Origin of the sequence: Fictibacillus sp. NPDC058756 (assembly GCF_042746035.1) — a bacterium.
Classification (GTDB): Bacteria; Bacillota; Bacilli; order Bacillales; family Fictibacillaceae; genus Fictibacillus.
Window position 1 is genome coordinate 1,830,905 of sequence record NZ_JBHYPU010000001.1, and the last position, 23,485, is coordinate 1,854,389.

Sequence of the window (23,485 nt, forward strand, 5' to 3'; positions counted from 1 at the left end):
CTTGATTATTTTACTTCTTGCGGCACAGATAACCCAAGTCCTCTGGCTATACGCGTACCGTAGTCTGGATCTGCTTTATAGAAATGCTGAATTTGACGCATTTTTATTTCATCATGTTCGACTGGTTTCATTGCGCCAACAATGGTTTCTACTAGACGTGAACGTTCTTCCTCACTTAACAGGCGATATAAATCTCCAGGCTGTGTATAGTGATCATGATGATCATAGCCAACACTGTCCGCCACCCCTGTGACTGGAAATGCAGCCTGTTTATTTTCGAGAGATTCTTTAGGGCCACCGAAACTATTAGGCTCGTAATAAACGGACCCTCCGCCATTATTATCAAAACGCATTTGGCCATCACGCTGATAATTATTTACTTCATGGCGCGGACGATTAATCGGAAGTGCTTGATGGTTTGCTCCTACACGGTAACGATGTGCGTCATTGTATGCAAAAAGACGTCCCTGAAGCATCTTATCAGGAGATACATCGATTCCTGGTACTAATGTTCCGGGTGAAAATGTAGCTTGTTCAACTTCTGCAAAATAATTTTCTGGATTCTTATTCAAAACCATTCGGCCTACTTCAATTAAAGGATAGTCTTTTTGTGACCAGACTTTTGTAACATCAAAAGGATCAAACCGGTAAGTATTCGCATCCTCAAGAGGCATAATTTGCACATAGAGTTTCCAGGCAGGAAAATCACCAATTTCTATCGCATTAAAAAGATCTTCTGTATGATAATCAGGATTTTCCCCAGCAATCTTAGCAGCAACTTCATTTGATAGATTCTTTACACCCTGTTCTGTCTTAAAGTGGTATTTCACCCAAACTCCATCGCCTTCTGCATTTACCCATTTAAATGTGTGGCTACCAAACCCATGCATATGGCGGAACGTTGCAGGAATACCACGGTCAGACATAAGGATCGTTACCTGATGAAGAGATTCAGGCGATAATGACCAAAAATCCCATATTGCGTTCGGATTTTTCAGGTGTGTTTGAGGATGACGCTTTTGAGTATGAATAAAATCAGGAAACTTGATAGCATCTCGTATAAAGAAGACTGGTGTATTGTTTCCAACAAGATCATAGTTACCTTCTTCTGTATAAAACTTAACAGCAAATCCACGAGGATCTCTAACTGTATCAGCAGAACCATTCTCACCAGCAACAGTTGAAAAGCGGACAAATAAAGGTGTTCGTTTCCCTGCTTCAGATAAGAAGTTTGCTTTTGTATATTTTCTAACGTCATTCGTTACTTCAAAGTACCCGTGAGCTCCCGCACCCTTAGCATGGACAACACGCTCTGGTACACGCTCCCGGTTAAAATGCGCTAACTTTTCTAATAAATGGACGTCCTGAATTAATGTCGGACCTCTTGATCCTGCTGTCATCGAATTCTGGTTGTCCCCTACAGGTGCTCCCCAGCTGGTAGTAAGATGTTTGTTTCCATTACTCAAACTAAATCACCTCATTATTTTAATAGTTTCATTGTACAACTCTAATGATATCACTTATCAATGGATAATCAATACTTTTTTATAATAATTCTAATATGAAAAATGTTATAATCTGTCGAATGATAGAATACCGCATACAAAAACCAGCATCCGCGATAAATGCTGGTTTGAATGGTTAGCCTTAGATTCCAATCACTTTTCAGTAATTTCTATGGAAAATAAATTTAGAAGCATTAACCTTTTAGAAAGTGTGTTTTTAATTATTGATTTGATAGATCTTTCAATTGATCAAAAAATGATGGATATGAAACAGCTACAGCTTCGCTTTGATCCAGAGTTGTTTCACCTTCTGCAATACAAGAGGCTATGCTTAACATCATTCCGATTCGGTGATCCCCATGACTTTGAACAGAAACACCTTTTAAAGGTGTTTTCCCGTTAATAATCATTCCGTCTTCTGTAGCTTCGATTTCCGCTCCCATTTTTTTAAGCTCATTTACGACAGTTTCAATCCGGTCAGTTTCTTTGACTCGCAATTCATGTGCATCTTGAATGATTGTTTGCCCTTCAGCCTGTGTTGCTGCCAATGCAATAATCGGGATCTCATCAATTAATCGCGGAATGACATCTCCTTTAATAACGGTACCCTTGAGTGACGAAGTTTTAATGACCAAATCGCCATACGGTTCAGAAGCTTCTTCATTTACATTTTGATACGAAATCTGTGCTCCCATATCATTCAGAACATCTAAAATGCCAGTACGGGTTGGATTCAGTCCAACTTTTTGCAGGGTAATTGTGCTATCTGGAACAATAGCTCCAGCAACTAAGAAAAAGGCTGCAGAAGAAATGTCACCAGGAACTTCAATATGTGTACCTTTAAGCTGCTGTCCTCCTTCAATGGAAACTGTTAATGCATCTGACTTCACCTCAGCTCCAAAGGCTTCCAGCATCCGTTCTGTATGATCTCTTGATTTTAGAGGCTCGGTAACAGAAGTTGTTCCTTCACCTTCAAGTCCTGCAAGGATAATAGCTGATTTTACTTGAGCACTTGCTATCGGAGAATGGTAGTGTATTCCTTTAACGTTTCCTCCTTTTATTTGAAGAGGAACCTTATTTCCTGATTCATTGCCTTTGATTTCTGCACCCATCTGTTTCAATGGCTTTGTAACACGATTCATCGGTCTTTTTGCAATTGAATCATCACCTGTAAGTACAGAAGTAAAAGGAGTATTTGCAAGGATTCCAAGCATCAAACGGATGGTAGTCCCAGAGTTTCCGACATACAGATCTTCAGTAGGCGGCCGCAATCCTGATATCCCGTTACCTTCAACAGTTACCTGTTCATTTTCCTGGACAATGTTAACACCTAGCTTTTTAAAACAAGATATAGTACTTAGACAGTCTTCACCAGTTAAAAAACCATTTATAGTTGTCTTTCCTTCTGCAATGGAACCAAACATTACTGCTCTATGAGAAATGGATTTATCACCTGGCACTTTAATTGTTCCATTTAAGCTTTGAATAGGCATTAATTGTTTTTCCATAAAAAGTGCCTCCTTTATTCCGTGATATGTGTTAAATAGTTTTCATGATGTAATAGTTGTTGTGCATTATCCCGATCATTATCGTTTTGAAAACTTAACCTCAGTACACCATTTAGATCTTCTCTTACCTCGAGAATGGTTATATTGATAATGCTGATTTGGGATTCTGCTAGGAGTGTAGTAACTTTAGACAAAGCACCTGCTGTATCTAAAATATCTACATATAAATCAGAAAACGGCTGTATTGCTCCTTTGGAACGAACTGGAAGTCCATCTCGAAATAATTTTGCTCCATTAAAGTAGTCAAATAATTGATTTTGATCGCCACTTTCTACAAAGCTAATAACTTGGTCCATCTCTTCTTTCCACTCATTTAAAAGTGATAATAGGTGTTCTTTGTTTTGGCTTACAATATCACTCCACATTTTTGGAGAGCTTGATGCAATCCGTGTGATATCACGAAAACCACCCGCTGCCAGCTGCTGAACCAGCGGATTATAATTGGCATGTTTTTGAGCAAGTCTTACGAGGCTCGATGCAATGAGATGAGGAAAATGGCTTACAATACCTGTTAGAAAATCATGCTCATCCGGCTCAGCCACTATAAATTTTGCATGAGTTCCTTTTAGCCAGTCCTTGGCTTCTTCAATTTTTGCTTCAGATGCATTGGAACTGGGTGTTAGAATGTAAAAAGCATTTTCTAATAAATGTGGTCTGGCACTTTCTACTCCAGTTTTATGCGACCCTGCCATAGGATGACCGCCGATAAAAACAATTCCGTTTTCAGCCAGGTTTTCAGCTTTTTTCATTATTGTGTTCTTCGTGCTTCCAACATCCATGACAAGTGCTTTAATAGCTGGCTTTATGGAAGACAACTGGTCCATAATGATCAATGTTGCTTCTACAGGCGTAGCGATTATGATAAGGTCAGCGTTGGCTGCATCATGTTGCAAATCAGATGCGATTCTATCAATGACTCCTAATTTTACTGCAGTCTCACAATTAGCAGTCTGGACGTCATACCCTGCGATAACCGCTTCGTGTTCATTTTTTATTGTTAAAGCGATCGATCCGCCAATCAATCCGACTCCTATCAGCAAGACGTTTTTCATGTGCAGGCTCCTTTGAGGTTAATTCTCTTTTAAGAATTCAGTTAATTTTTCTTCTAAATCGATTGCTTGGTAAGGAGCTATATACGGATGTCCTGTTTGTTCTAGAAGCACCATGTTAATAGTCCCTCCTGCAGCTTTCTTATCTTTTTTCATTCGATTGATAAGAGATGGTACTGAAAGATTCTTTGGTATGGGCGGAAACCCTAGGTCATGCAGCCATCTTTTGAGATCTTTCCCTAGCTGTATGGTTTCTTCTTTAATTGATAAAGCGAAAAGCATACCATGTGCTACTGCCTCACCATGTGTAATATCTTTGTATTGAAGCTCCCCTTCAATGGCATGTCCGAGTGTGTGGCCAAAATTCAAAAAAGCTCTGATGCCCTTTTCTCTCTCATCCTGTGATACTACTTCGTTCTTAATCTCAATTCCTCTTGTTACGCAGTTTAAAAGGTGTTCGTCTTTTAGATCATGCAATGTTGTTATATTTTTGTGAAGATATTCATAGAAGCTTGGATCTGCTATTAACGCATGCTTGATCACTTCCGAAAAACCAGACCTTATTTCATTTTCAGGTAAAGTTGATAGAAAATCCGTTGAATAGATTACGGCTTCTGGCTGGTGAAAAACACCTATCATGTTTTTGCCTTCAGGATGATTGATTCCTGTTTTCCCTCCTACTGCACTATCATGAGCAAGAATAGTAGTTGGAATTTGAATAAAACGAATTCCTCTCATATAAGTCCCGGCAACAAATCCGGCGATATCACCAATCATTCCGCCGCCAAGCGCAAGAATTACAGAGGTTCTGTCAAGTCCCTTTTCTAACGCAAAACTTTGGCAGGCATAATAGTTTTCAAAGGATTTCTGACTATCTCCTGGTTTGATTTGAAAGGTCTCATACGAAAATGTTTGATCAAGTTCTGCTTGAACATCTTTTAGATATAACTCTCCTACATTATGATCCGTGATGATCAGCACATTTTTTGGAGCAGGCGTTAATGATTGCAAAACCGTACCTAGCTTAGTAATCGCTTTTTCACCTACATAAACTGGATAGTTTTTTGAAGGTGTCGTGATATTGATTTGCTTCATTTAAAACACCCTTGCACGTTCTTGATGCTGAACGATATTCTTCTTGATCACATCCATGTTATCCTGACCGAATTGCTCCACAAGTGCGCTTGCAAGTTCCCATGCTACTACAGATTCTGCAACAACACTTGCTGCTGGGACAGCGCAGCTGTCTGAGCGTTCAATGCTGGCTGCAAATGCTTCTTTCGTTTCAATATCAACGCTTTGAAGCGGCTTGTATAACGTCGGGATCGGCTTCATTACTCCGCGGACAACAACTGGCATTCCTGTTGTCATTCCTCCTTCAAAACCACCGGCATTATTCGTTTTGCGAGTGTATCCATTTTCGATGTCCCATTGAATTTCGTCATGTACTTCACTGCCTGGTTTTCTTGCTGCTTCAAAGCCAATGCCGATCTCAGCACCTTTAAATGCATTAATACTCATGATTGCTGCAGCAAGTTTAGCATCGAGTTTGTTGTCGTAGTGCGTATAGCTCCCTACAGCAACAGGCATCCCTTCAGCAATAACTTCTACAATGCCGCCGATTGAATCACCGTTTTCTTTTGCGTGATCAATAGCTTTCATCATCATTTTTTCTGCCGTTTCGTCTAAACATCTAACTGGTGATGCCTCTGTTTTTTCACGAAGTTCGTTAAGTGTTTCATATGTTGTTTGTTCTGCCTTAACCCCGCCGATTTCAAGCACATGACCGCCGACTTCAACCCCTAGCTCTTTTAGAAGTTTTTTCGCTACAGCTCCTGCTGCTACTCGGACAGTTGTTTCCCGTGCTGAAGATCGTTCCAGCACGTTTCTCATATCTCGATGGTTATACTTAATGGCTCCGTTTAGATCAGCGTGTCCAGGGCGTGGTCTTGAAATGACACGTTTAACTTCAGCATTCTCGTCTTCAAGCGGATCAGCCCCCATTATTTTTGTCCAATGGGTAAAATCCTTGTTCTCAACAACTAATGTTATTGGTGAACCAAGTGTTATACCGTGTCTTACACCGCTAAGAATCTGTACCTGATCTTTCTCGATCTGCATGCGGCGGCCTCTGCCATGTCCTTTTTGTCTTCTTGCAAGTTCTTCGTTTATGTCTTCAGCTAAAAGAGGAAGACCAGCTGGTACACCCTCTATTATCGTTGTAAGCTGCGGTCCGTGTGATTCACCGGCTGTTAAATATCTCATTTTCATTCCTCCAATTTGCTGTTTTTCAATTTTATTGTACAAAAAAATCCCTGCTAAAAAGCAGGGACGAATTAATCGCGGTACCACCCTGACAGCAAAGATAAATCTCTGCCACCTTCATTACATAACGGAAAGTCCGGCTCTTATCAAAAAAAGCATGCTCAAGAATTGTAATTCGCAAAAGGCTTTGTACTGATTCACACCACCATCAGCTCTCTAAAACAGGGAACCTTTTCACTACTCGTGTTCTTTCATAGCAATTTGTTTTATAAAGTTATAGACAGTTTTAACACGTTGAAGCGCTGTTGTAAAGGGAATTCACTCATTTTTCTTAAAATTTACATTACCTTCATCTAATAGTCAACTTGCGTAAAATGAACATTCAGAAATTTAATAAAACTTTTTTTGGAAAAGCACTTGACTTTCTTGTCAAATCCCTTTAAAGTTACAAACAATACTTTATGAGACACACGCTTTAAAGCGCGAAAGTGTCCAGTGTGATAATAAATGACAAATAGCCTATTAGCGGCCGCGATATAGGAAATGTGGAGAAGTAAAACAATTGGGGAGGAACCGCCGATGTCAAACGAATTAGAAGTGTTACGCAAAGAAGTTGATGAGATTTCATTAAAAATTTTAGAACTGTTAAATGAACGCGGCAATGTCGCGCAAAAGATTGGAAAGTTAAAAGAAACGCAAGGTGTGAAGCGTTTTGATCCAGTCAGAGAGAGAAACCTTTTAGATTTGATTGCTTCTCATAATGATGGACCGTTCGAAACATCTACTGTGCAGCATATCTTCAAACAAATTTTCAAGGCAAGTTTAGAGCTGCAAAAAGATGATAATAGAAAAGCATTGCTGGTATCCCGTAAAAAGAAGCCGGAAGATACTATTGTTAATGTTAAAGGTGAAAAAATTGGTGATGGAAATCCACATTTCATTATGGGTCCTTGTGCAGTTGAAAGCTATGAACAAGTGAAACAAGTTGCCGAGGTAATCGCTGAAAAAGGATTAACATTAATTCGAGGCGGTGCATTCAAGCCGCGTACATCCCCTTACGATTTCCAAGGACTAGGTCTTGAAGGACTAAAGATACTGCGTAAAGCTGCAGATGAACATCAGCTTGCAGTCGTAAGTGAAATCTTAAATCCAAATGACATTGAGATGGCCCTGGATTACGTTGATGTTATCCAAATCGGTGCACGTAACATGCAGAACTTCGACCTATTAAAAGCTGCAGGTTCGGTCAACAAACCGGTTCTCCTAAAACGTGGATTAGCTGCCACGATTGAAGAATTCATGTACGCTGCTGAATACATTCTTGCTCAAGGCAACAGCCAGGTTATCCTATGTGAGCGAGGCATCCGTACGTACGAACGTGCCACGCGTAACACGCTGGACATCTCTGCTGTACCGATCTTGAAAAAAGAAACACATTTACCGGTTGTTGTAGATGTGACACATTCTACTGGACGCAAGGACCTCCTATTGCCTGCTGCTAAAGCAGCTATGGCGATCGGCGCAGATGCTGTAATGGCTGAAGTACACCCAGATCCAGCAGTCGCATTATCCGATTCAGCCCAGCAAATGAACATTCCTGAATTCCATGAATTCATGGATGCCCTTTTAAATAAGCAAAAAGCTAAAATTCATTCATAATAATATATGAAAAGCCTGGCTCACTGAGTCAGGCTTTCTTTATGCAGTTTTTTATACTGTTCAACCTTCAAAGTATTCTTTATAATATCCGCCAATTTTCCCAGTGTTATCAATAACAAAATAAAATTCTTCTGTTTCGTTTTTCAGTTCGTACATCTTTCCGCCTGTTAAAGCTCTGTCTACCATATATTTTTCGGCGTTCGTGTGGACACATTTAATTTCTCGAATTGTTGGTCTTGTAGCCCAGTCTAAGTGAATCATTCAAATTCTCTCCTTTAAATATGGATGCGGCAAATCTATCTATTCTTCCTTAAATGATAATGGTGCAGGAGGAATAATGTCAAATTCATCTTTTCTCAAGGTCCTTCCCTAGTCTTTCATAATTTTTATCGATAAAATAATAAAGAACATTAACATACATGGATGGTGGAAAAAATCATGAAAGCATTAGTATTCGAAAAGTTTGGCGGTCCAGACGTCTTAGATTATCGTGAAATAAATGATCCGGTTATCGAACCAGATGAGATTTTGCTTGAAATGAAAGCGATAGGCTTGAATTTTGCAGATGTATATAGAAGAAAAGGAAATTATCATCTAGAAGGACAGCCTCCGTATATATTAGGTTATGAAGGCGCAGGAATTGTAAAAAGTATTGGGGATAACGTGCATGATGTTAGGGTTGGCGACCGGATTGCATTTGCCGACGTTCCTGCTGCAAACGCTGAATTAGTCGCTGTTCCAAAAGATAAGGCGATACCTATACCCGATGGTGTTTCGTTTGAATCAGCCGCCTCCCTTCTATTGCAGGGTCTTACAGCTCATTATTTAACGAAAGACAGCTATTCTATTAAAAAAGGTGATGTCGCACTGGTACATGCTGCTGCAGGCGGTGTTGGACAGTTGCTGATCCAAATTATTAATCTGCTCGGAGGAACGGCAATCGGCTTAACCTCTTCTGAAGAAAAGCGGCAAGTTGCCTTATCTGCTGGTGCGGAATCGGTATTTTTATATAATGGCAACTGGAAGGAATCAGTTATGCAAATGACATCAGGTAAAGGTGTGGATGTTGTCTATGAATCTGTAGGATCCACAATAATGGATAGTTTTGACGCAACACGTGTTGGCGGAACGGTAGTGTTCTTTGGAATGGCAGGCGGTGATCCTGTGAAAGTTGATCCTCGTATGCTGATGGATACATCCAAAACATTAACTGGCGGAGACTTATGGAACGTACTTACTTCATATGAGGAACGAGTTACACGCTCTAGCGAATTGTTTAAATGGGTTGCAGAAGGTAAAGTGACAATTTCGAAAACAGTCTTTCCTTTAAGTGAAGGTAGAAAAGCACATGAGTTTATTGAAAGCAGAAAAAGTACAGGGAAGATTTTGTTGACTCCTTAATTTTGATAAATACATTGATGACGGCTGGCTAGGCCGTCTTTTTTTGCGGTGTAGTTGCATATTGCAAATGGTTATACTATGGGTAGTTGCATATTGCAACTTGTTATATTTGTAAAATGCAAATAATGTTGTTTAAGAGATTAAGTGGATTTCTAGATAAAAAAATTAGAGAATTTAATTTCATTCTTAGGAGTATTATTACTTTGGTAGCGGAAGTTTGTAAGTGGCGGATTTGGTATTCCCTTTTGGAAGGATTTTCATCGAAATAAGAAGTTTTTTCATACTAGTACTCGATTTAATATGTAAAAATTCTCGAATCTCTTTATTTTTTACTACCTGTTTAAATTACAAAGCGTATTCTTTAATGGCTTGTATATGTGCATCTTTGCTTTTTAGTGAACATTTCGAACAAAACCAGTATCCGTATCTACGAATCATCGGTATTTCTCCGCACTTCGGGCAGGTTACACCAGTCTGTATATCTTCTGGCTGAATCTTGTACCTTTTTAAAATATCACTGTTATGTTCGGAATGTTGTTTTATTAGGATAGATGATAACTTTTTAATTTCCTTATTGGATAACTCTATTCCATTATTCTTTTGCTGATATTCCATAATTTTTGATACCAAGTATTTTCCGCGGATAATTTTTTGTGCATTTCTTCCGTACTTAGGTGAAATCGTTATATAAGACTTGGGATTGGTAATAACTACGAGGGTTTTGAGTGGAAGTGCAGGAAAGTTATTAGCTTCTAACCATTTTGTTAAGTAATTTTTTTGTATCGCTACCTGGTTTACAGGATCTGAGAACGTTTCTTCTATCCCATTTCGTGACCGCTTTATTTGATCATATTGATGATCAAAATATAGGTCTCCAATTAAATTTTTCACTTCAATCAAAACGCAAAATCGATGGTGGATAACTAAACAATCAATTTGAAAGAAATAATTTCTATCCTTATCTCTTGGCAGACGTAAATCATGGAAGATAGAAAAGGATTCGCCTTTCAAATCTGCTAAATAATAATCTAAGGATTCTTCTCCTTTAAAGCCTGCATTTAATTTGGCATATTCGTTATCAAGATCATTTCTTTTGTTATGATTTGGGAGCAAGTGTGATAAAATCAACTCGATTTTAAGGAGTTTTAAAGGTTTTGTTCGTTGTTTTTTAATCAAATTTTCACCTCTTCTTTTTTGCTCCTAAAATAGTTCGCTTTAGTTGTCTTGTATCCTTTATTTTTATGACAGAAGGAAATTAAATAGCATATTTCTAATAAAATTTTTATAATTAGGTCTAAATGCCCCTTAATTAAGTCTAAATGAAATTAATTAAGTCTTCTTGCAAGTATATTGAGTCTAAATTGAAATTATTAAGTCTATCGACACAATACCTGTTATTACGACAAAAGCATACTCTATTAATTATCAAAAACTTCACCCTTGGGAAGTCTCTTTTACATACAGTCATGACCTAGCCCCGATACAAAAAAACCACCCCCAGCAACAGCCGGAGGTGGCCACACTCATCATATTAACCTTCTAAAAGCAATGATTCTGGATCTTCTAGAAGTGATTTAATTGTTGTTAAGAAGCTTACTGCTTCTTTTCCATCTACGATACGGTGGTCGTAAGATAGCGCGATGTACATCATCGGACGGTTTTCCATACGCTCTTTATCGATTGCAACTGGTCTCCACTGGATTGTGTGCATTCCAAGGATACCTACTTGAGGAGCATTTAAAATCGGTGTTGAAAGCATCGATCCGAAGATACCGCCGTTCGTAATTGTGAATGAACCACCTTGAAGGTCTTCTAAAGATAGCTTCTTGTTGCGTGCCTTCTCCGCCAAGTTCCCGATTTCTTTCTCAATGCCAGCAAAGCTTAAACGATCAGCGTTGCGTACAACTGGTACAACTAATCCTTCTTCTGCGCCTACTGCGATACCGATATCGTAGAACTTCTTAAGTACCATTTCGTCGCCTTGGATTTCTGCGTTGATCGCAGGGAACTTTTTCAAAGCTCCGACAACAGCTTTTGTAAAGAATGACATGTAGCCAAGTTTTACGCCGTTTTGCTCATAGAACTTGTCCTTGCGGCGAGCGCGGACTTCGTTGATCGCAGTCATGTCTACTTCGTTAAAAGTAGTAAGCATTGCAGCTGTTTGCTGTGCTTCAACTAGACGTTTTGCGATCGTTTGACGTCTGCGTGACATCTTAACACGTTCTACTGGCTTTTCAGGATTTACAGGTTCAGCTGTTTTTGGCTGCTGCGATGTGCTTGCAGCTGGCTTAGACGAGCTCGCTGCCTTTTCGTTGCTTCCGCCTTCAGCATGACGCTTAACGTCTTCTGTACGTACACGTCCAAGTGGATCACGTGAACTTACTTCAGAAAGGTCGATTCCTTTTTCACGTGCCAGTTTGCGAGCTGCTGGTGATGCGATTGGGCGATCTGCAGCCTTCGAATCTTCTTCTTCCGCTGGAGCTTTTTCAGAAGACTGCTCTTGTTTTTGAGCTGGCTCTGCTTTTTCTTCTGCAGCTGGCTTCTCTTCAGGTTTAGACTCAGTTTCTGCTGCTGATCCATCACCCTCAACGATTGAAGCAATGATATCTCCTACAGCAACTGTGTCGCCAGGCTCAACTTTAATATTTTTTAAGATTCCGTCACGCTCAGCACTGATTTCGATGTTAACTTTATCAGTTTCCAACTCAACGATGTCTTCACCTTTTACAACTTTGTCGCCTTCTTTTTTAAGCCATTGTGCAACTGTACCTTCTGAAATTGATTCGGCTAACTCCGGAACTTTAACGTCAAACATGTTCACGGCCTCCCTCTCGCGATTGAATGTCTAGTGCTAATGATGTTTGGATAATTTGTTCTTGTTCTTTTTTATAGATATCTGGTTCCCCGCCAGCTGTACTTGAGCGTTCTTGTCTGCCGATGTAAGAAACATGTGCTCCCTTTGGTGCTACAGCACGGAGTTTTGGTTCGATGTATAGCCATGAACCCATGTTCTTAGGTTCCTCTTGAACCCAGATCAAGTCTTCAACATTTGGATATTCATTTAATAGAGCGGTCATCTCTTCCTCTGGGAACGGATAAATCTGTTCTACTCGAACGATATGCATTTCCGTTCTAGCCACTTGATCTTGCTCAAGTGCTTTTTCAAGATCAATCGCAATTTTACCAGAACATAACAAGATTTTCTTAACTTTGTCTTTTTCTTTGCCAAGACCTGGCTGTTCAAGCAATGGCATAAAGTGATCACTTTCGAAAGCTTCCGGTAAAGAAGCAACTTTTGTATCACGAAGCAAGCTCTTAGGCGTCATTACAACTAATGGACGAACTTCATCCATAGAAAGAAGCTTCGCTTGGCGTCTTAACAAATGGAAGTATTGAGAAGCAGTAGTAACGTTCGCTACTGTCCAGTTGTTTTCAGCACCTAGCTGCAAGAAACGCTCTAAACGTGCACTGGAGTGCTCTGGTCCTTGACCTTCATAGCCATGTGGAAGAAGCATAACCATTCCTGATTTTTGTCCCCACTTCGCACGGCCTGCAGAAAGGAACTGATCGAACAGAACTTGTGCTACGTTTGCGAAATCTCCGTATTGAGCTTCCCAGATAACGAGTGTTTCTGGAGCAAATACGTTATAACCATATTCAAATCCTACTACTGAAGATTCAGACAGCGGACTGTTATGAATTGCGAATGAAACATCGATATCATCCATTCCATGCAGCGGTGAAAATTTCTTTCCGCTTTCACTGTCATTAAGAACAAGATGTCTTTGAGCGAATGTTCCGCGCTCAGAGTCCTGCCCTGTAATACGGATTGGTGTTCCGTCTTTTAAGATAGAAGCAAATGCAAGAGATTCAGCCATACCCCAGTCTATCTTTTCTCCTTGGAACGCTTTGCGTCGGCGCTCTAAGATACGCTTGATTTTAGGATATACATTAAAATCTCCTGGCCACTTCAGCATGTTTTCCGTTAGCTCCTGCAGTTCTGTTACTGAAATTGTGGTATCGATATCAGGAAGTGCTTTCGATAACGGATCCGGAAGTCTAGTGTCTTCCAGTTTGAATTTTTCTTTACGGCCTTGTACTTTTTCGTATTCTGTTTGATGTTTTGTTAAAACTTCATCTTCAATCGCTTTAACATCATCCTCTGAAAGAACGCCTTCTTTCACTAGCTGCTTCGCATAAACATCACGAACAGTTGGATGGCTGTTGACTTTTTTGTACAATTTAGGCTGTGTTGCAGAAGGATCATCCATCTCGTTGTGTCCAAAACGGCGATAACCGATCAAATCGATCAGAACATCTTTCTGGAATTTTTTACGATATTCATAAGCTAAGTGAACAGCTGCGATACAAGCTTCCGGATCATCTGCGTTCACATGAATGATCGGAATCTCAAAACCTTTAGCAAGGTCACTTGCATATTTAGTTGAACGGGAATCTCCGCTATCTGTTGTAAATCCAACAAGGTTATTCGCAATAATATGGAGTGTTCCGCCTGTATGATAGCCTCTTAAACGACTTAAGTTCAATGTTTCTGCAACGATTCCCTCACCTGGGAATGCAGCGTCACCATGGATTAAAATAGCAAATGCTTTTGAAGTATCTTGAACAGGATACCCTTTGCTGTCACGTGTTTCCTGTGCAGCTCTTGTGTAACCTTCAACAACTGGATCAACATATTCCAAGTGACTTGGGTTATTAGCCAATGAAATCTTGATCTTGTGTGCTTGATCCGTTTCAACTGTCCGGCTAGCACCTAAATGGTACTTTACGTCACCTGTCCAGCCGAAGTTAATGCCTCTAGAACCTTCAGAAGGAATTAGCTCTTTGTTTGGCGAATGATGAAATTCAGAGAAAATTAATTCGTACGGTTTGCCAAGAACGTGTGCAAGAACATTTAGACGTCCTCTATGCGCCATTCCGATTAATGCGTGCTCTGCTCCATCACGGCACCCTTCTTTTGCAGCTTCATCCAGCATTGGTACAAGCATATCTACACCTTCGATAGAAAAACGCTTCTGACCTACAAAAGTTTTGTGAAGGAATTTTTCAAAACCTTCTACCTCTGATAGACGGTGTAAAAGATTTTTCTTATCTTCGGCTGAAAAATCAGGGTAATGCTGGCTTGTTTCTACCATAGTGTTCAGCCATTGACGTTCTTCTGTTTCATGAACATGACTGAATTCATAGGCGATGTTCTTCGTATACACTTCCTGCAGCATTTGGATTGCTTGCCAGCCGTCTTTAACCGATGCCGGAGCTTCTTTCCAAATAAAGGAAGGTGGTATCGCTTTCAAATCTTCAATTGATAATTTAAATTCTTTCGGGTCAATATGGTGGTTGTCTTTAGGAAATTCGCCAACTGGATATAAATTAGCTGCTAAGTGACCGTATGTGCGAATGTTTTCCGCGAGTTTAAGTGCAGCTGCTAATTTCTCTAAATTCATTCCATCAAAACTCTGTCCAGTACGTTCACTTGGTGCAGATTCCTCGCTTGGAGGCCCCCAAGTTTCAAATTTTTCTTTGAAAGAACTGTCAACAGATTCCGGATCCACACTATATTGATCATATAGTTCAAGGACATAAGCCATATTTGGACCGCTTAGTCCCTGCCAAGGATTTTCTGATTTGGAACGTTGATGACTCATCTTTTGTTCCCTCCTGCTTCCCTTTGTAAGTATTGTGCTGTTGCTGTTAACAGGTGATTCATCATTTCTCGCCATTAATTTTTCCCTATATAAAGCGCTCTCAAACAATGAATGAAAAGAACCTTATCATTGATAAGGTTTCAACTGTAACAATGGTCATTGCCATTATACTATATTTTCGCAGAAAGTGAATTTTTGTTTTTACGATTTATAAGATAATTTGCCCATTTCGTTTTACTTATAGTAAATATAAGGAGTGCGAGCCAGATCAAGGTAAAAGATACGAGGTGAATATCAGTAAACGTTTCGTGATATAAGAAGACTCCCAGCAAAAGCATAATGGTTGGAGCAATATATTGCAGGAATCCTGTCATCGTCATTGTTATCCGCTTTACTCCTTGAGCGAACAGTACGAGCGGCAATGCGGTTACGATACCTGCTCCCCATAGAAGGACAGTTGTTGAAATGCCGCCAGTAATAAAAGAACCTGTTCCGTTCCACTGAAGATAAGCTATATAAGCAAAAGCAGCAGGAACGACAAACATCGTTTCTAATGTTAATCCAGTTAATGAATCAAAGCTCCCAAGTTTTTTTGCAAGTCCATAAAGCCCAAAAGAGAGTGCCAGGAATATTGCTACCCAAGGGAATTTTCCGTACTGCCACGTTAAAAGAAACACACCGCATGCTGCAATTACAAATGATACAATCTGCCAGCTATTTAATCTTTCTTTTAAGACTGCCATACCTAAAATGACATTTACAAGCGGATTGATGTAATATCCCAGGCTTGCTTCAACTACATGATCGTTATTAACAGCCCATATATACATTAGCCAGTTCCCGCTGATTAATATGGAAGCTATAAAAACAGAAAAGAATTGTTTTTTGCTCGAGAAAAGAATCTTAACATCTCTGTTAAGGGTCTTTTTTCTTTTTAAAATAAACATTACTGCCAGCATTAGTACAAATGACCAAAAGATGCGATGCGCTAATATTTCTCCTGAACCTGATTGATCTAAAGGTTTCCAGTATAAAGGAAGAAACCCCCAGATCAAGTAAGCGAAAGCCGCGTACCAGACTCCTTTAGTTTGTTCGCTGTATGTTTTCATCTATTTTTTCCTCGATTCCGGAAGATTTAAGGTTATAAGATTATATAACGGAATCGTAAGAATTTGCCAGTAAGTAAACTCAAAACTAAAAAAGATTTATTTCTTTTATATAATATTGTAAATATAATTCAAAAGTTACTCACACGTTACATTTGTTTAGGTGTCTGAATTCCTAATAATCTTAAGCCTTCTTTTAGAACGATCTGTATGCTGGCGCACAATGCAAGTCTTTCTGCCGTCTCATTGCAATTAAGTATTTTGACACTTCCATAATAGTGGTTGAACTTGTGAGATAACTTTAAAACATATTTCGATATAATAGAAGGTTCTTTTCGGAAAAATGCATTTTGTACGATTAATGGAAACTCATTTAAAACAGAAATAAGCTCCCAGCTCTCTTCTTCAATTGAGTAATTTTCTGGCAATTGGCCATTAAAATTGCCTTTATTTAATAACGTTTGAATTCTGGCTGCTGTATATTGTACGTAAGGTCCTGTATCTCCTTCAAACTTAAGCATCTGCTCAAGAGAGAATTCAACATCATTGCCTTTCTCATTTTTTAAGTCGTGAAAGATTACTGCTCCTACCCCAACTTGACGAGCTACTTCATCCACCTCGAGTAATGCTGGGTTTTTCTCTCGAATATTATTTTCAGCAAGCTGAATGGCATCCAAAAGAACCGTTTCAAGCAAAACAGTTCTTCCTTTTCGCGTACTCATCTTCTTCCCGTTCTGCAAAATAAGCCCGAAAGGAACATGATGCATATTTTTTGCCCATTCATATCCCATTTTATTAAGTACTCGTTTAACTTGTTCAAAATGCAGAGATTGTTCATGCCCTACAACATAAAAAGCTTGATCAAAATCGTAAGTTTTCTTTCTATAAATTGCTGCAGTCAGGTCACGTGTTGCATAAAGTGTCGCTCCATCCGTTTTTTTAATCAGACACGGCGGTATGTCCTCACCAACATTTACGATTTGAGCACCGTCGGAAAGTTCGAGAAGTTTTTTCTCCATCAGCTCTTTTACGGTAGCATCCATTTTATCGTTGAAAAATGCCTCTCCGTTATACGAATCGAATTGGACTCCAAGGAGTTCATAAATCTTCTGAAATGCGTTTAATGATACTTCTTTAAACCACACCCACAATTGTATTGCTTCCGGATCACCATCTTCCAGCTGCTTGAACCATTTTCTGCCCTCATCGTTTAATGCAGGATCCTTTTCTGCTTCTTCATGAAAGCGAACATATAGTTTTGTCAGTTCTGGAATTGGATTGGCTTTAACTTTTTCTTCTGTCCCCCATCGTAAATAGGCTGAGATTAATTTTCCAAACTGAGTACCCCAGTCTCCAATATAATTTATTTTCACCGTTTCATAACCGCATTTTTCACTGATTGATGCTAAAGAGGATCCGATCACTGTTGAACGAAGGTGTCCCATTGAAAAAGGTTTCGCAATATTAGGAGATGACAGGTCAAACACAATTGTTTTGCCTTTTCCGATCAAATGACTGCCATAATTCTTTCTTTCTTTTAATATGTTAGTTATCAGGTTAGCTGCTGCCGATTTTTTATTTAAGAACACATTTACATATCCTCCGGCAGTTTCAATCTTACTAAAGAGACTTGGGAGGCTGCCTGCAGATAATCTATTAGCGATCTCAGCAGGTGAAGTTTTATAGATTTTTGCTAACTGAAAACAAGGAAAAGCTAAATCGCCTTGATGCAGCTGTTTCGGTTTTTCAATTAAAGGTACGATTTGTTCAAAAGTGAAATCTTCACCAATTTGGCTTTGAAGATAAGCTGCAAACTCTTTTTTTTCATTCATATTTTTCCCTCCCAAAATAAAAAACCGTCTCTTCTAATAATAGAAGAGACGGATTATACCGCGGTACCACTCTTGTTGCCTTTAAAAGGCCGCTTGATCTGTTAACGGGATGTCCCGGTTTGCCCTACGGAATTTTCAAGCAAACATTTCCAAAGTGCGCTTCTTCTGACGGTTGTGCCAGGCTTCCACCGATCCCGGCTCTCTATAACAAACTAGACAGAGTACTCTCTTTTTCATAAATGTTCGGTTCTTTAGTTTTCCATATTATATGAGGGGAAATCTAAAAAGTCAACATATTCCATTTAGTCTAAATCTAAGTAATCTCTCATTCTCTTAATGTATCGTTTCAGCCTGAACATTGTTTCAGTTCGCAAGTACTTGGATGTAAATGCAGAAGAAATAGCTTGTATAGATACGAAAACGCCATGTTCATTCACTCTTACTGGTATGATACCGGTAAAGATTGTTTCCCCGCTGCTTTTATAGAGAAGTTCTGTTGACACTAAAACTAGTTTTTCATCCGTTTGCTCTCCAGGCTGAACTGACTCAACCTCAAATAAAAATTGAACGCTCATAGCTGCTCCTTTACGTTTGTGTCGGTAATTATATGATATAATGCATTAGCTCTGTTTGTCAGTTAAAACCACAAAGGAAGTATGCAAATGTTCCAGACACACACATTAAAAGATAAATACAAGCAATTTTTAATTTTGGTTGTACCTGTTCTGATTACTCAGCTTGGACTATATGCGATGAACTTTTTCGACACAGTTATGAGCGGACATGCCGGAGCGAAACAGCTTGCAGGTGTTGCCATAGGCACAAGTCTTTGGGTTCCGATTTTTACTGGTTTAAACGGGATCTTAATGGCACTGACTCCGATTGTATCTCAGCTGACAGGTGCTAAAGACACTAAAAATGTTCCCCGAGCTGTCATGCAGGCCGTTTACCTTTCCGTTGTGATTTCAATAATCGTTATTGTTCTTGGTTCATTTATATTGGATCCGATTTTGAATGCAATGTCGTTAGAGGGTGAGGTCGAACGTGTAGCAAGAGGATATTTGATAGCATTGTCTTTTGGGATACTGCCGTTATTTTTATATGGTGCATTAAGATCCTTTATTGATGCATTGGGGCAAACTAGAATTTCAATGTTTGTTACACTGTTTGCATTACCCGTAAATGCCTTTTTCAATTATTTGTTTATCTTTGGTAAAGCTGGATTTCCTGAACTAGGAGGAATCGGGGCAGGGATAGCCTCTTCAATCACATATTGGATTTCAGCTATTATAACAATTGTTATTGTAATGAAAACGAACGAATTTAGAAGTTATCATCTATTCAAGACTTTCTATAAGCCTTCCCTTTCAGCATGGAAGGAACAATTGAAAATAGGAATACCAATTGGGCTGGCTATCTTTTTTGAAGTTAGTATTTTTGCCGCAGTTACATTATTGATGAGTGACTTTAATACAGTCACAATTGCTGCTCATCAGGCTGCTTTAAATTTTGCTTCTTTCCTTTATATGCTCCCATTGAGCATTTCCTTTGCTCTTACGATAGCTGTTGGATTTGAAGTTGGTGCATCACGATATAAAGATGCTGCACAATACGGTTATATTGGAATTTTTACAGCAATTGGCTTTGCCTTGATTTCATCAGGTTTTCTTATTGCCTTTGATGAACAAGTTGCCAGCATTTACTCGAATGAACCAGATGTAATACAGCTTACTACCTCTTTTTTATGGTACGCGGTGTTTTTCCAGCTAGCTGATGCTATAGGAGCCCCTATACAGGGTGCGTTAAGAGGATATAAAGATGTAAATGTTACATTTATATTGTCATTCATCTCTTATTGGGTACTTGGATTGCCTGTTGGGTATTATTTAGCTAACTTCCCTTCTTTTGGGGCATATGGATACTGGATAGGATTAATTTCAGGTCTATCAGCTGGGGCAATCATGCTATTTATTCGTCTTAAATCTATACAATCAAACTCTTATACCAAACTAATAAACAAATAAACCAGCCAATGGCTGGTTTATTTGTTATCAAAAAGTGTCAAGTATTCTTCATAACCCTTTTCCTTTAATTGGTCTTTTGGAATAAAGCGGAGAGCAGCAGAATTTATGCAATAACGAAGACCGCCTTTATCTCTAGGACCATCTGTAAAAACATGGCCCAGATGAGAATCAGCTTCTTTGCTTCTGACTTCTGTACGGATCATCCCATGAGAAAGATCCTCTTTTTCATCAACCGTCGAAGAACGAACAGGTTTAGTAAAACTTGGCCACCCGCAGCTGCTGTCAAACTTATCAAGAGAAGTAAAAAGCGGTTCCCCAGAAACAATATCGACATAAAGACCTTCTTCCGTGTGATCCCAAAATTCATTTTGAAAAGGCGGTTCTGTTGCATCATTCTGTGTAACGTTATATTGCAATGGGTTCAGTGTTTTCAGTATCTCCTCTTTTTTCCGTTTATCTTCCCAATGTGATTTTATAAAGAGATCACGTCCAGAACCTTGTCGGTATCTTTTATAATGAAATGGATTTTTCTTATGATAATATTGATGATATTCTTCAGCTTTATAAAAAGTCTGAGCAGGCAGAATTAAGGTTGCAATTGGCTTATCGAACCGTCCACTCTTCTGTAATTCAGCTTTAGATTGTTCAGCTATATTTTTTTGATCTTCATTGTGATAGAAAATGGCTGTGCGATAAGAGTCTCCTCTATCATAGAATTGTCCCCCCGCATCTGTAGGGTCAATTTGCTTCCAGAAAACAGATACTATTTTTTCATAAGAAATGATTGATGGGTCAAAAGTGATTTGGACAGCTTCAAAATGCCCTGTCGTCTCACTGCACACTTCTTTATACGTAGGGTTTTCTTTATGTCCTCCTGTATAGCCTGATTCAACTTTAATAATCCCTGGCCACTCTTCAAAAGGTGTAACCATGCACCAAAAGCAGCCTCCTGCAAAAGTCGCAATTTCATAATTCTTCATGAAATCAAACTCCTTTTTATCTGTTTGTTCCATCATATAAGAATACGATGTAAAAGCATAGAAAAAGACCTTAACCTTACCCTTTTTTTACTATGGGCCCTGCAGTTACAGGGCTTTTAATCGGAGCTGGTGGTTTATCTGTCTTTAGTTTCCGGGTACTTTTTAAAAAGTAATAAAGTCCTAATAGTACGATTCCTCCACCAGCCCATTGTGAGAAAGTTAATGTTTCATTTAATAATAAATACGCCAGCAATGTAGCTCCTACAGGCTCGCCTAAAATTGCCATAGAGATCGTTGCGGCAGTTACGTATTTTAGAAGCCAGTTGAAAAGAACATGTCCAAAAACGGTCGGCACAATGGCTAGCAATAGAAATATACCCCAATCTTTATCGGAATATCCTGTCATCGAAATGTGTAAAAGTGTATTGTAAACAGCAAAAACGATAACTGCAGACAAAAATACAGAAAAACTATAAATTACAGCGGGTATCGTTTTAAGAAGCTTTTGACCGATCAGCATATGAACAGCAACAACGATTGTTCCTAATATGGATAGTATATCTCCTTGTATGTGCTGTTTCGAGATACCAATGTCTCCCCAGCCAATCATGACAGCACCTGTAATGGCAACAAGCATTCCTATAACGGCTGGTTTTGATGTTTTTTCCCGAAAAGCAATGTATGCTCCTGCCATAACAAAAACAGGCTGCAGTGAAAGCAAGATTGTTGAGCTTGCCACAGTTGTTAACTTTAAAGAACCCATCCAAAACAAGAAGTGAAGAGCTAAGAATGTTCCTGATAAAAGCAGCAGCATCCATTCTCTTAAAGAAATGCTTTTCAGAGCTTTTATGTGCTTCAATGTAAATGGCAGCATTAGAAATAATGTAAACAAAAGCCGGTACATCCCTTGCACAGATACAGGAGCGTCTGACCATTTCACAAAAATAGATGAAAATGATATAGCGATAATTCCGATAATCAATGGAATGAAAACGGGTATTTTAAGCGTATCGTTCGTCAAATTGTCACCTTGCGCTTTCTAGGTATATTTATGTTAATATCTTTTAATATAAAAGCATTTAAGGAGGAGGGATAAAAATGAAAAAAAGATATATCGTATCCTTGCTTCTTCTATTCATCATAATTGGTACAGCTGGGTGGTATTACTATCCACAGTATAAAATAAACCAAATTAAAGAAGCATCGGTTATTGTTAAAAGTGAAAATAAGGATAAGGGTCAAATCACTTATCTTGATTACTTCAAAGACAGTCCAAAATCCACATTCAGTCATTTAGTACTTGGTGATTCAGTAGCTCAAGGGAGAGGTTCTGAAGAAGGCGGATTTGCTCAAAAGGTAAATACAAATCTCCAAAGCTTAACTGACAAAACCTTTGTTCTTGAAAACCAAGGAATTTCTGGTGCAACCAGCCAAGGTTTGTTGAATCAGCTGCGAATAGCTGCCGTGCAAGAATCGGTAAAAAAAGCAGATATTATTTCGATTAATATTGGCGGCAATGATCTGGTTCAAATCGCAAAAGAAGAGGGTCCTCTGAAAGCTATTCAAAGCTATGATGAAGTTAAAACCGGCTACGAAAAGAATTTAGAAGATATATTTGAGCTTATCCGTAAACATAACCCGGATGCTGTATTGGTGCTTAATGAATTATATAATGTTGTGAAGTCTGAGAAAAACTATTATCCAGCAACGGAAAAATTATTGAATGGCTGGAATTTAATTGCATATGAAACAGCACTTTCCCATCAGCCGTCTGTAGTGGTTCCTGTAAGTGACGCACTTCAAACTGAAGATATTGATAAATGGCTTTATGACTCTATTCATCCTAATGATGAAGGATATGACAGAATTGCCGAAAAAACCATTACAACTTTTCAAAATCATTCTTATAAAAAAGCTCAATAATTCATTGAAATACAAGTATCATTCAATACTTTAATATCTCCGTTCCAATGTTTAATCTCCGGTAAAAAATAGAAGGCTGTTGCATCACTTAGGTTATTTAGAATCCTGTCCGGATCATATAGAAATAGGAGCTTTTTACTGCCAAGCGCAATTCCCATTTCTGTATGACATCCTTTTCCGCCGGGCAGAATCACGATAACCACATCTGATTCTAATACTCCTTCAAATTCTTTTACTCCTATGTCTGTCAGTGTTACAATCGTTTCCGCTCTTTCATTCAAAGTCCAATCATATGTATGTTCCCATCCTAGTTGTGTCTGAATATCTTTTGCCATCTTTTGAACAAGCCCTTTATTTTTAAAACTGGATGCGATATAAAATTTCATTGTCTCACCCCTACCTGTAAACGTTTTAATGTAAAAATCATATTACAATCCTGTAATAATGAACAGATAAACTTGCATCTAATTGTGAACCTGTTAACATAGTACTTTATAAATAACAGTT

The 23,485-nt window shown here is 38.8% G+C and carries 19 protein-coding genes and 2 other annotated features; of the genes, 4 read left to right on the forward strand and 15 right to left on the reverse strand.

Translation table 11 applies throughout. The features are described 5' to 3' along the window. Window positions 1-5: 5 nt before the first annotated feature. From katA to aroC, 5 genes are all read right to left on the reverse strand, one after another. On the reverse strand, window positions 6-1,466 hold the full coding sequence (gene katA, locus ACFW35_RS09180; RefSeq protein WP_379845235.1) for a catalase KatA: 1,461 nt from the start codon (window positions 1,464-1,466) through the stop codon (window positions 6-8). 260 nt (window positions 1,467-1,726) lie between these two features. Next, window positions 1,727-3,013: a 3-phosphoshikimate 1-carboxyvinyltransferase gene (aroA, locus tag ACFW35_RS09185; protein WP_379845236.1), complete on the reverse strand. Its 1,287-nt coding sequence runs from the start codon at window positions 3,011-3,013 to the stop codon at window positions 1,727-1,729. Window positions 3,014-3,027: 14 nt separating this feature from the next. Then, a complete protein-coding gene (locus ACFW35_RS09190; RefSeq protein WP_379845238.1) occupies window positions 3,028-4,125 on the reverse strand; it encodes a prephenate dehydrogenase in 1,098 nt (365 codons plus the stop codon). Between the two features lie 18 nt (window positions 4,126-4,143). Next, window positions 4,144-5,217: a 3-dehydroquinate synthase gene (gene aroB / locus ACFW35_RS09195; protein ID WP_379845240.1), complete on the reverse strand. Its 1,074-nt coding sequence runs from the start codon at window positions 5,215-5,217 to the stop codon at window positions 4,144-4,146. Further along, on the reverse strand, window positions 5,218-6,387 hold the full coding sequence (aroC, locus tag ACFW35_RS09200) for a chorismate synthase (protein ID WP_379845241.1): 1,170 nt from the start codon (window positions 6,385-6,387) through the stop codon (window positions 5,218-5,220). A gap of 59 nt (window positions 6,388-6,446) precedes the next feature. Then, window positions 6,447-6,651: a binding site (T-box leader), on the reverse strand. A 315-nt stretch (window positions 6,652-6,966) separates the two neighbouring features. Between aroC and ACFW35_RS09205 the strand changes: the two genes are divergently transcribed. After that, a complete protein-coding gene (locus tag ACFW35_RS09205) occupies window positions 6,967-8,046 on the forward strand; it encodes a bifunctional 3-deoxy-7-phosphoheptulonate synthase/chorismate mutase (protein ID WP_139343145.1) in 1,080 nt (359 codons plus the stop codon). A 60-nt stretch (window positions 8,047-8,106) separates the two neighbouring features. Here ACFW35_RS09205 and ACFW35_RS09210 read toward each other — a convergent pair whose 3' ends face one another. Next, complete coding sequence (locus ACFW35_RS09210; RefSeq protein ID WP_066290020.1) at window positions 8,107-8,307, reverse strand: DUF6501 family protein; 201 nt, start codon at window positions 8,305-8,307, stop codon at window positions 8,107-8,109. Between the two features lie 177 nt (window positions 8,308-8,484). Here ACFW35_RS09210 and ACFW35_RS09215 point away from each other — a divergent pair, with 177 nt between their 5' ends. Beyond that, complete coding sequence (locus ACFW35_RS09215) at window positions 8,485-9,447, forward strand: quinone oxidoreductase family protein (RefSeq protein WP_379845243.1); 963 nt, start codon at window positions 8,485-8,487, stop codon at window positions 9,445-9,447. Between the two features lie 345 nt (window positions 9,448-9,792). Here the strand turns inward: ACFW35_RS09215 and ACFW35_RS09220 are convergent, their stop codons facing one another. The 6 genes from ACFW35_RS09220 to ACFW35_RS09245 form a co-directional block, all read right to left on the reverse strand. After that, on the reverse strand, window positions 9,793-10,623 hold the full coding sequence (locus ACFW35_RS09220; protein WP_379845245.1) for an NERD domain-containing protein: 831 nt from the start codon (window positions 10,621-10,623) through the stop codon (window positions 9,793-9,795). 355 nt (window positions 10,624-10,978) lie between these two features. Further along, entirely contained in the window at window positions 10,979-12,262 is a 1,284-nt protein-coding gene (gene odhB / locus ACFW35_RS09225; protein WP_379845246.1) for a 2-oxoglutarate dehydrogenase complex dihydrolipoyllysine-residue succinyltransferase, read from the reverse strand. After that, the gene (locus tag ACFW35_RS09230; protein ID WP_379845248.1) at window positions 12,255-15,113 is read right to left on the reverse strand and encodes a 2-oxoglutarate dehydrogenase E1 component; all 2,859 of its coding nucleotides are present in this window, start codon (window positions 15,111-15,113) and stop codon (window positions 12,255-12,257) included. The genes odhB and ACFW35_RS09230 overlap by 8 nt, the downstream gene beginning before the upstream one ends. 170 nt (window positions 15,114-15,283) lie before the next feature. Beyond that, on the reverse strand, window positions 15,284-16,222 hold the full coding sequence (gene rarD / locus ACFW35_RS09235) for an EamA family transporter RarD (RefSeq protein WP_379845250.1): 939 nt from the start codon (window positions 16,220-16,222) through the stop codon (window positions 15,284-15,286). A 146-nt stretch (window positions 16,223-16,368) separates the two neighbouring features. Beyond that, a complete protein-coding gene (argS, locus tag ACFW35_RS09240) occupies window positions 16,369-18,051 on the reverse strand; it encodes an arginine--tRNA ligase (protein WP_379845251.1) in 1,683 nt (560 codons plus the stop codon). A gap of 41 nt (window positions 18,052-18,092) precedes the next feature. Further along, window positions 18,093-18,297 (reverse strand) — a binding site (T-box leader). A 56-nt stretch (window positions 18,298-18,353) separates the two neighbouring features. Continuing rightward, window positions 18,354-18,626, reverse strand: coding sequence for a hypothetical protein (locus tag ACFW35_RS09245; protein ID WP_379845253.1), 273 nt, complete (start codon window positions 18,624-18,626; stop codon window positions 18,354-18,356). Window positions 18,627-18,713: 87 nt separating this feature from the next. Between ACFW35_RS09245 and ACFW35_RS09250 the strand changes: the two genes are divergently transcribed. Beyond that, the gene (locus ACFW35_RS09250) at window positions 18,714-20,075 is read left to right on the forward strand and encodes an MATE family efflux transporter (protein ID WP_379845255.1); all 1,362 of its coding nucleotides are present in this window, start codon (window positions 18,714-18,716) and stop codon (window positions 20,073-20,075) included. Between the two features lie 17 nt (window positions 20,076-20,092). On the opposite strand, the gene msrA is transcribed toward ACFW35_RS09250, so the two are convergent. Together msrA and ACFW35_RS09260 are read right to left on the reverse strand one after the other, a co-directional pair. Next, on the reverse strand, window positions 20,093-21,055 hold the full coding sequence (gene msrA, locus ACFW35_RS09255; RefSeq protein ID WP_379845256.1) for a peptide-methionine (S)-S-oxide reductase MsrA: 963 nt from the start codon (window positions 21,053-21,055) through the stop codon (window positions 20,093-20,095). A gap of 76 nt (window positions 21,056-21,131) precedes the next feature. Next, window positions 21,132-22,076 carry a DMT family transporter gene (locus ACFW35_RS09260; RefSeq protein WP_379845258.1) on the reverse strand — a complete coding sequence of 315 codons (945 nt, stop codon included), beginning with the start codon at window positions 22,074-22,076 and terminating at the stop codon, window positions 21,132-21,134. A 77-nt stretch (window positions 22,077-22,153) separates the two neighbouring features. On the opposite strand from ACFW35_RS09260, the gene ACFW35_RS09265 reads away from it, so the two are divergent. Beyond that, window positions 22,154-22,978: a GDSL-type esterase/lipase family protein gene (locus ACFW35_RS09265; protein ID WP_379845260.1), complete on the forward strand. Its 825-nt coding sequence runs from the start codon at window positions 22,154-22,156 to the stop codon at window positions 22,976-22,978. On the opposite strand, the gene ACFW35_RS09270 is transcribed toward ACFW35_RS09265, so the two are convergent. Beyond that, entirely contained in the window at window positions 22,972-23,364 is a 393-nt protein-coding gene (locus ACFW35_RS09270) for a group-specific protein (protein WP_379845261.1), read from the reverse strand. The two genes, ACFW35_RS09265 and ACFW35_RS09270, sit on opposite strands and share 7 nt — an antisense overlap. Window positions 23,365-23,485: the final 121 nt, after the last annotated feature.

What these genes read in the sequence shown, in the direction of transcription:
- ACFW35_RS09270 (WP_379845261.1), bottom strand. Translation starts at nt 23,364, where the DNA reads ATGAAATTTTATATCGCATCCAGTTTTAAAAATAAAGGGCTTGTTCAA.
- ACFW35_RS09230 (WP_379845248.1), bottom strand. Translation starts at nt 15,113, where the DNA reads ATGAGTCATCAACGTTCCAAATCAGAAAATCCTTGGCAGGGACTAAGC.
- rarD (WP_379845250.1), bottom strand. Translation starts at nt 16,222, where the DNA reads ATGAAAACATACAGCGAACAAACTAAAGGAGTCTGGTACGCGGCTTTC.
- ACFW35_RS09245 (WP_379845253.1), bottom strand. Translation starts at nt 18,626, where the DNA reads ATGAGCGTTCAATTTTTATTTGAGGTTGAGTCAGTTCAGCCTGGAGAG.
- aroC (WP_379845241.1), bottom strand. Translation starts at nt 6,387, where the DNA reads ATGAGATATTTAACAGCCGGTGAATCACACGGACCGCAGCTTACAACG.
- ACFW35_RS09250 (WP_379845255.1), top strand. Translation starts at nt 18,714, where the DNA reads ATGTTCCAGACACACACATTAAAAGATAAATACAAGCAATTTTTAATT.
- odhB (WP_379845246.1), bottom strand. Translation starts at nt 12,262, where the DNA reads ATGTTTGACGTTAAAGTTCCGGAGTTAGCCGAATCAATTTCAGAAGGT.
- aroB (WP_379845240.1), bottom strand. Translation starts at nt 5,217, where the DNA reads ATGAAGCAAATCAATATCACGACACCTTCAAAAAACTATCCAGTTTAT.
- ACFW35_RS09205 (WP_139343145.1), top strand. Translation starts at nt 6,967, where the DNA reads ATGTCAAACGAATTAGAAGTGTTACGCAAAGAAGTTGATGAGATTTCA.
- msrA (WP_379845256.1), bottom strand. Translation starts at nt 21,055, where the DNA reads ATGAAGAATTATGAAATTGCGACTTTTGCAGGAGGCTGCTTTTGGTGC.
- ACFW35_RS09210 (WP_066290020.1), bottom strand. Translation starts at nt 8,307, where the DNA reads ATGATTCACTTAGACTGGGCTACAAGACCAACAATTCGAGAAATTAAA.
- ACFW35_RS09265 (WP_379845260.1), top strand. Translation starts at nt 22,154, where the DNA reads ATGAAAAAAAGATATATCGTATCCTTGCTTCTTCTATTCATCATAATT.
- ACFW35_RS09190 (WP_379845238.1), bottom strand. Translation starts at nt 4,125, where the DNA reads ATGAAAAACGTCTTGCTGATAGGAGTCGGATTGATTGGCGGATCGATC.
- aroA (WP_379845236.1), bottom strand. Translation starts at nt 3,013, where the DNA reads ATGGAAAAACAATTAATGCCTATTCAAAGCTTAAATGGAACAATTAAA.
- ACFW35_RS09215 (WP_379845243.1), top strand. Translation starts at nt 8,485, where the DNA reads ATGAAAGCATTAGTATTCGAAAAGTTTGGCGGTCCAGACGTCTTAGAT.
- argS (WP_379845251.1), bottom strand. Translation starts at nt 18,051, where the DNA reads ATGAATGAAAAAAAAGAGTTTGCAGCTTATCTTCAAAGCCAAATTGGT.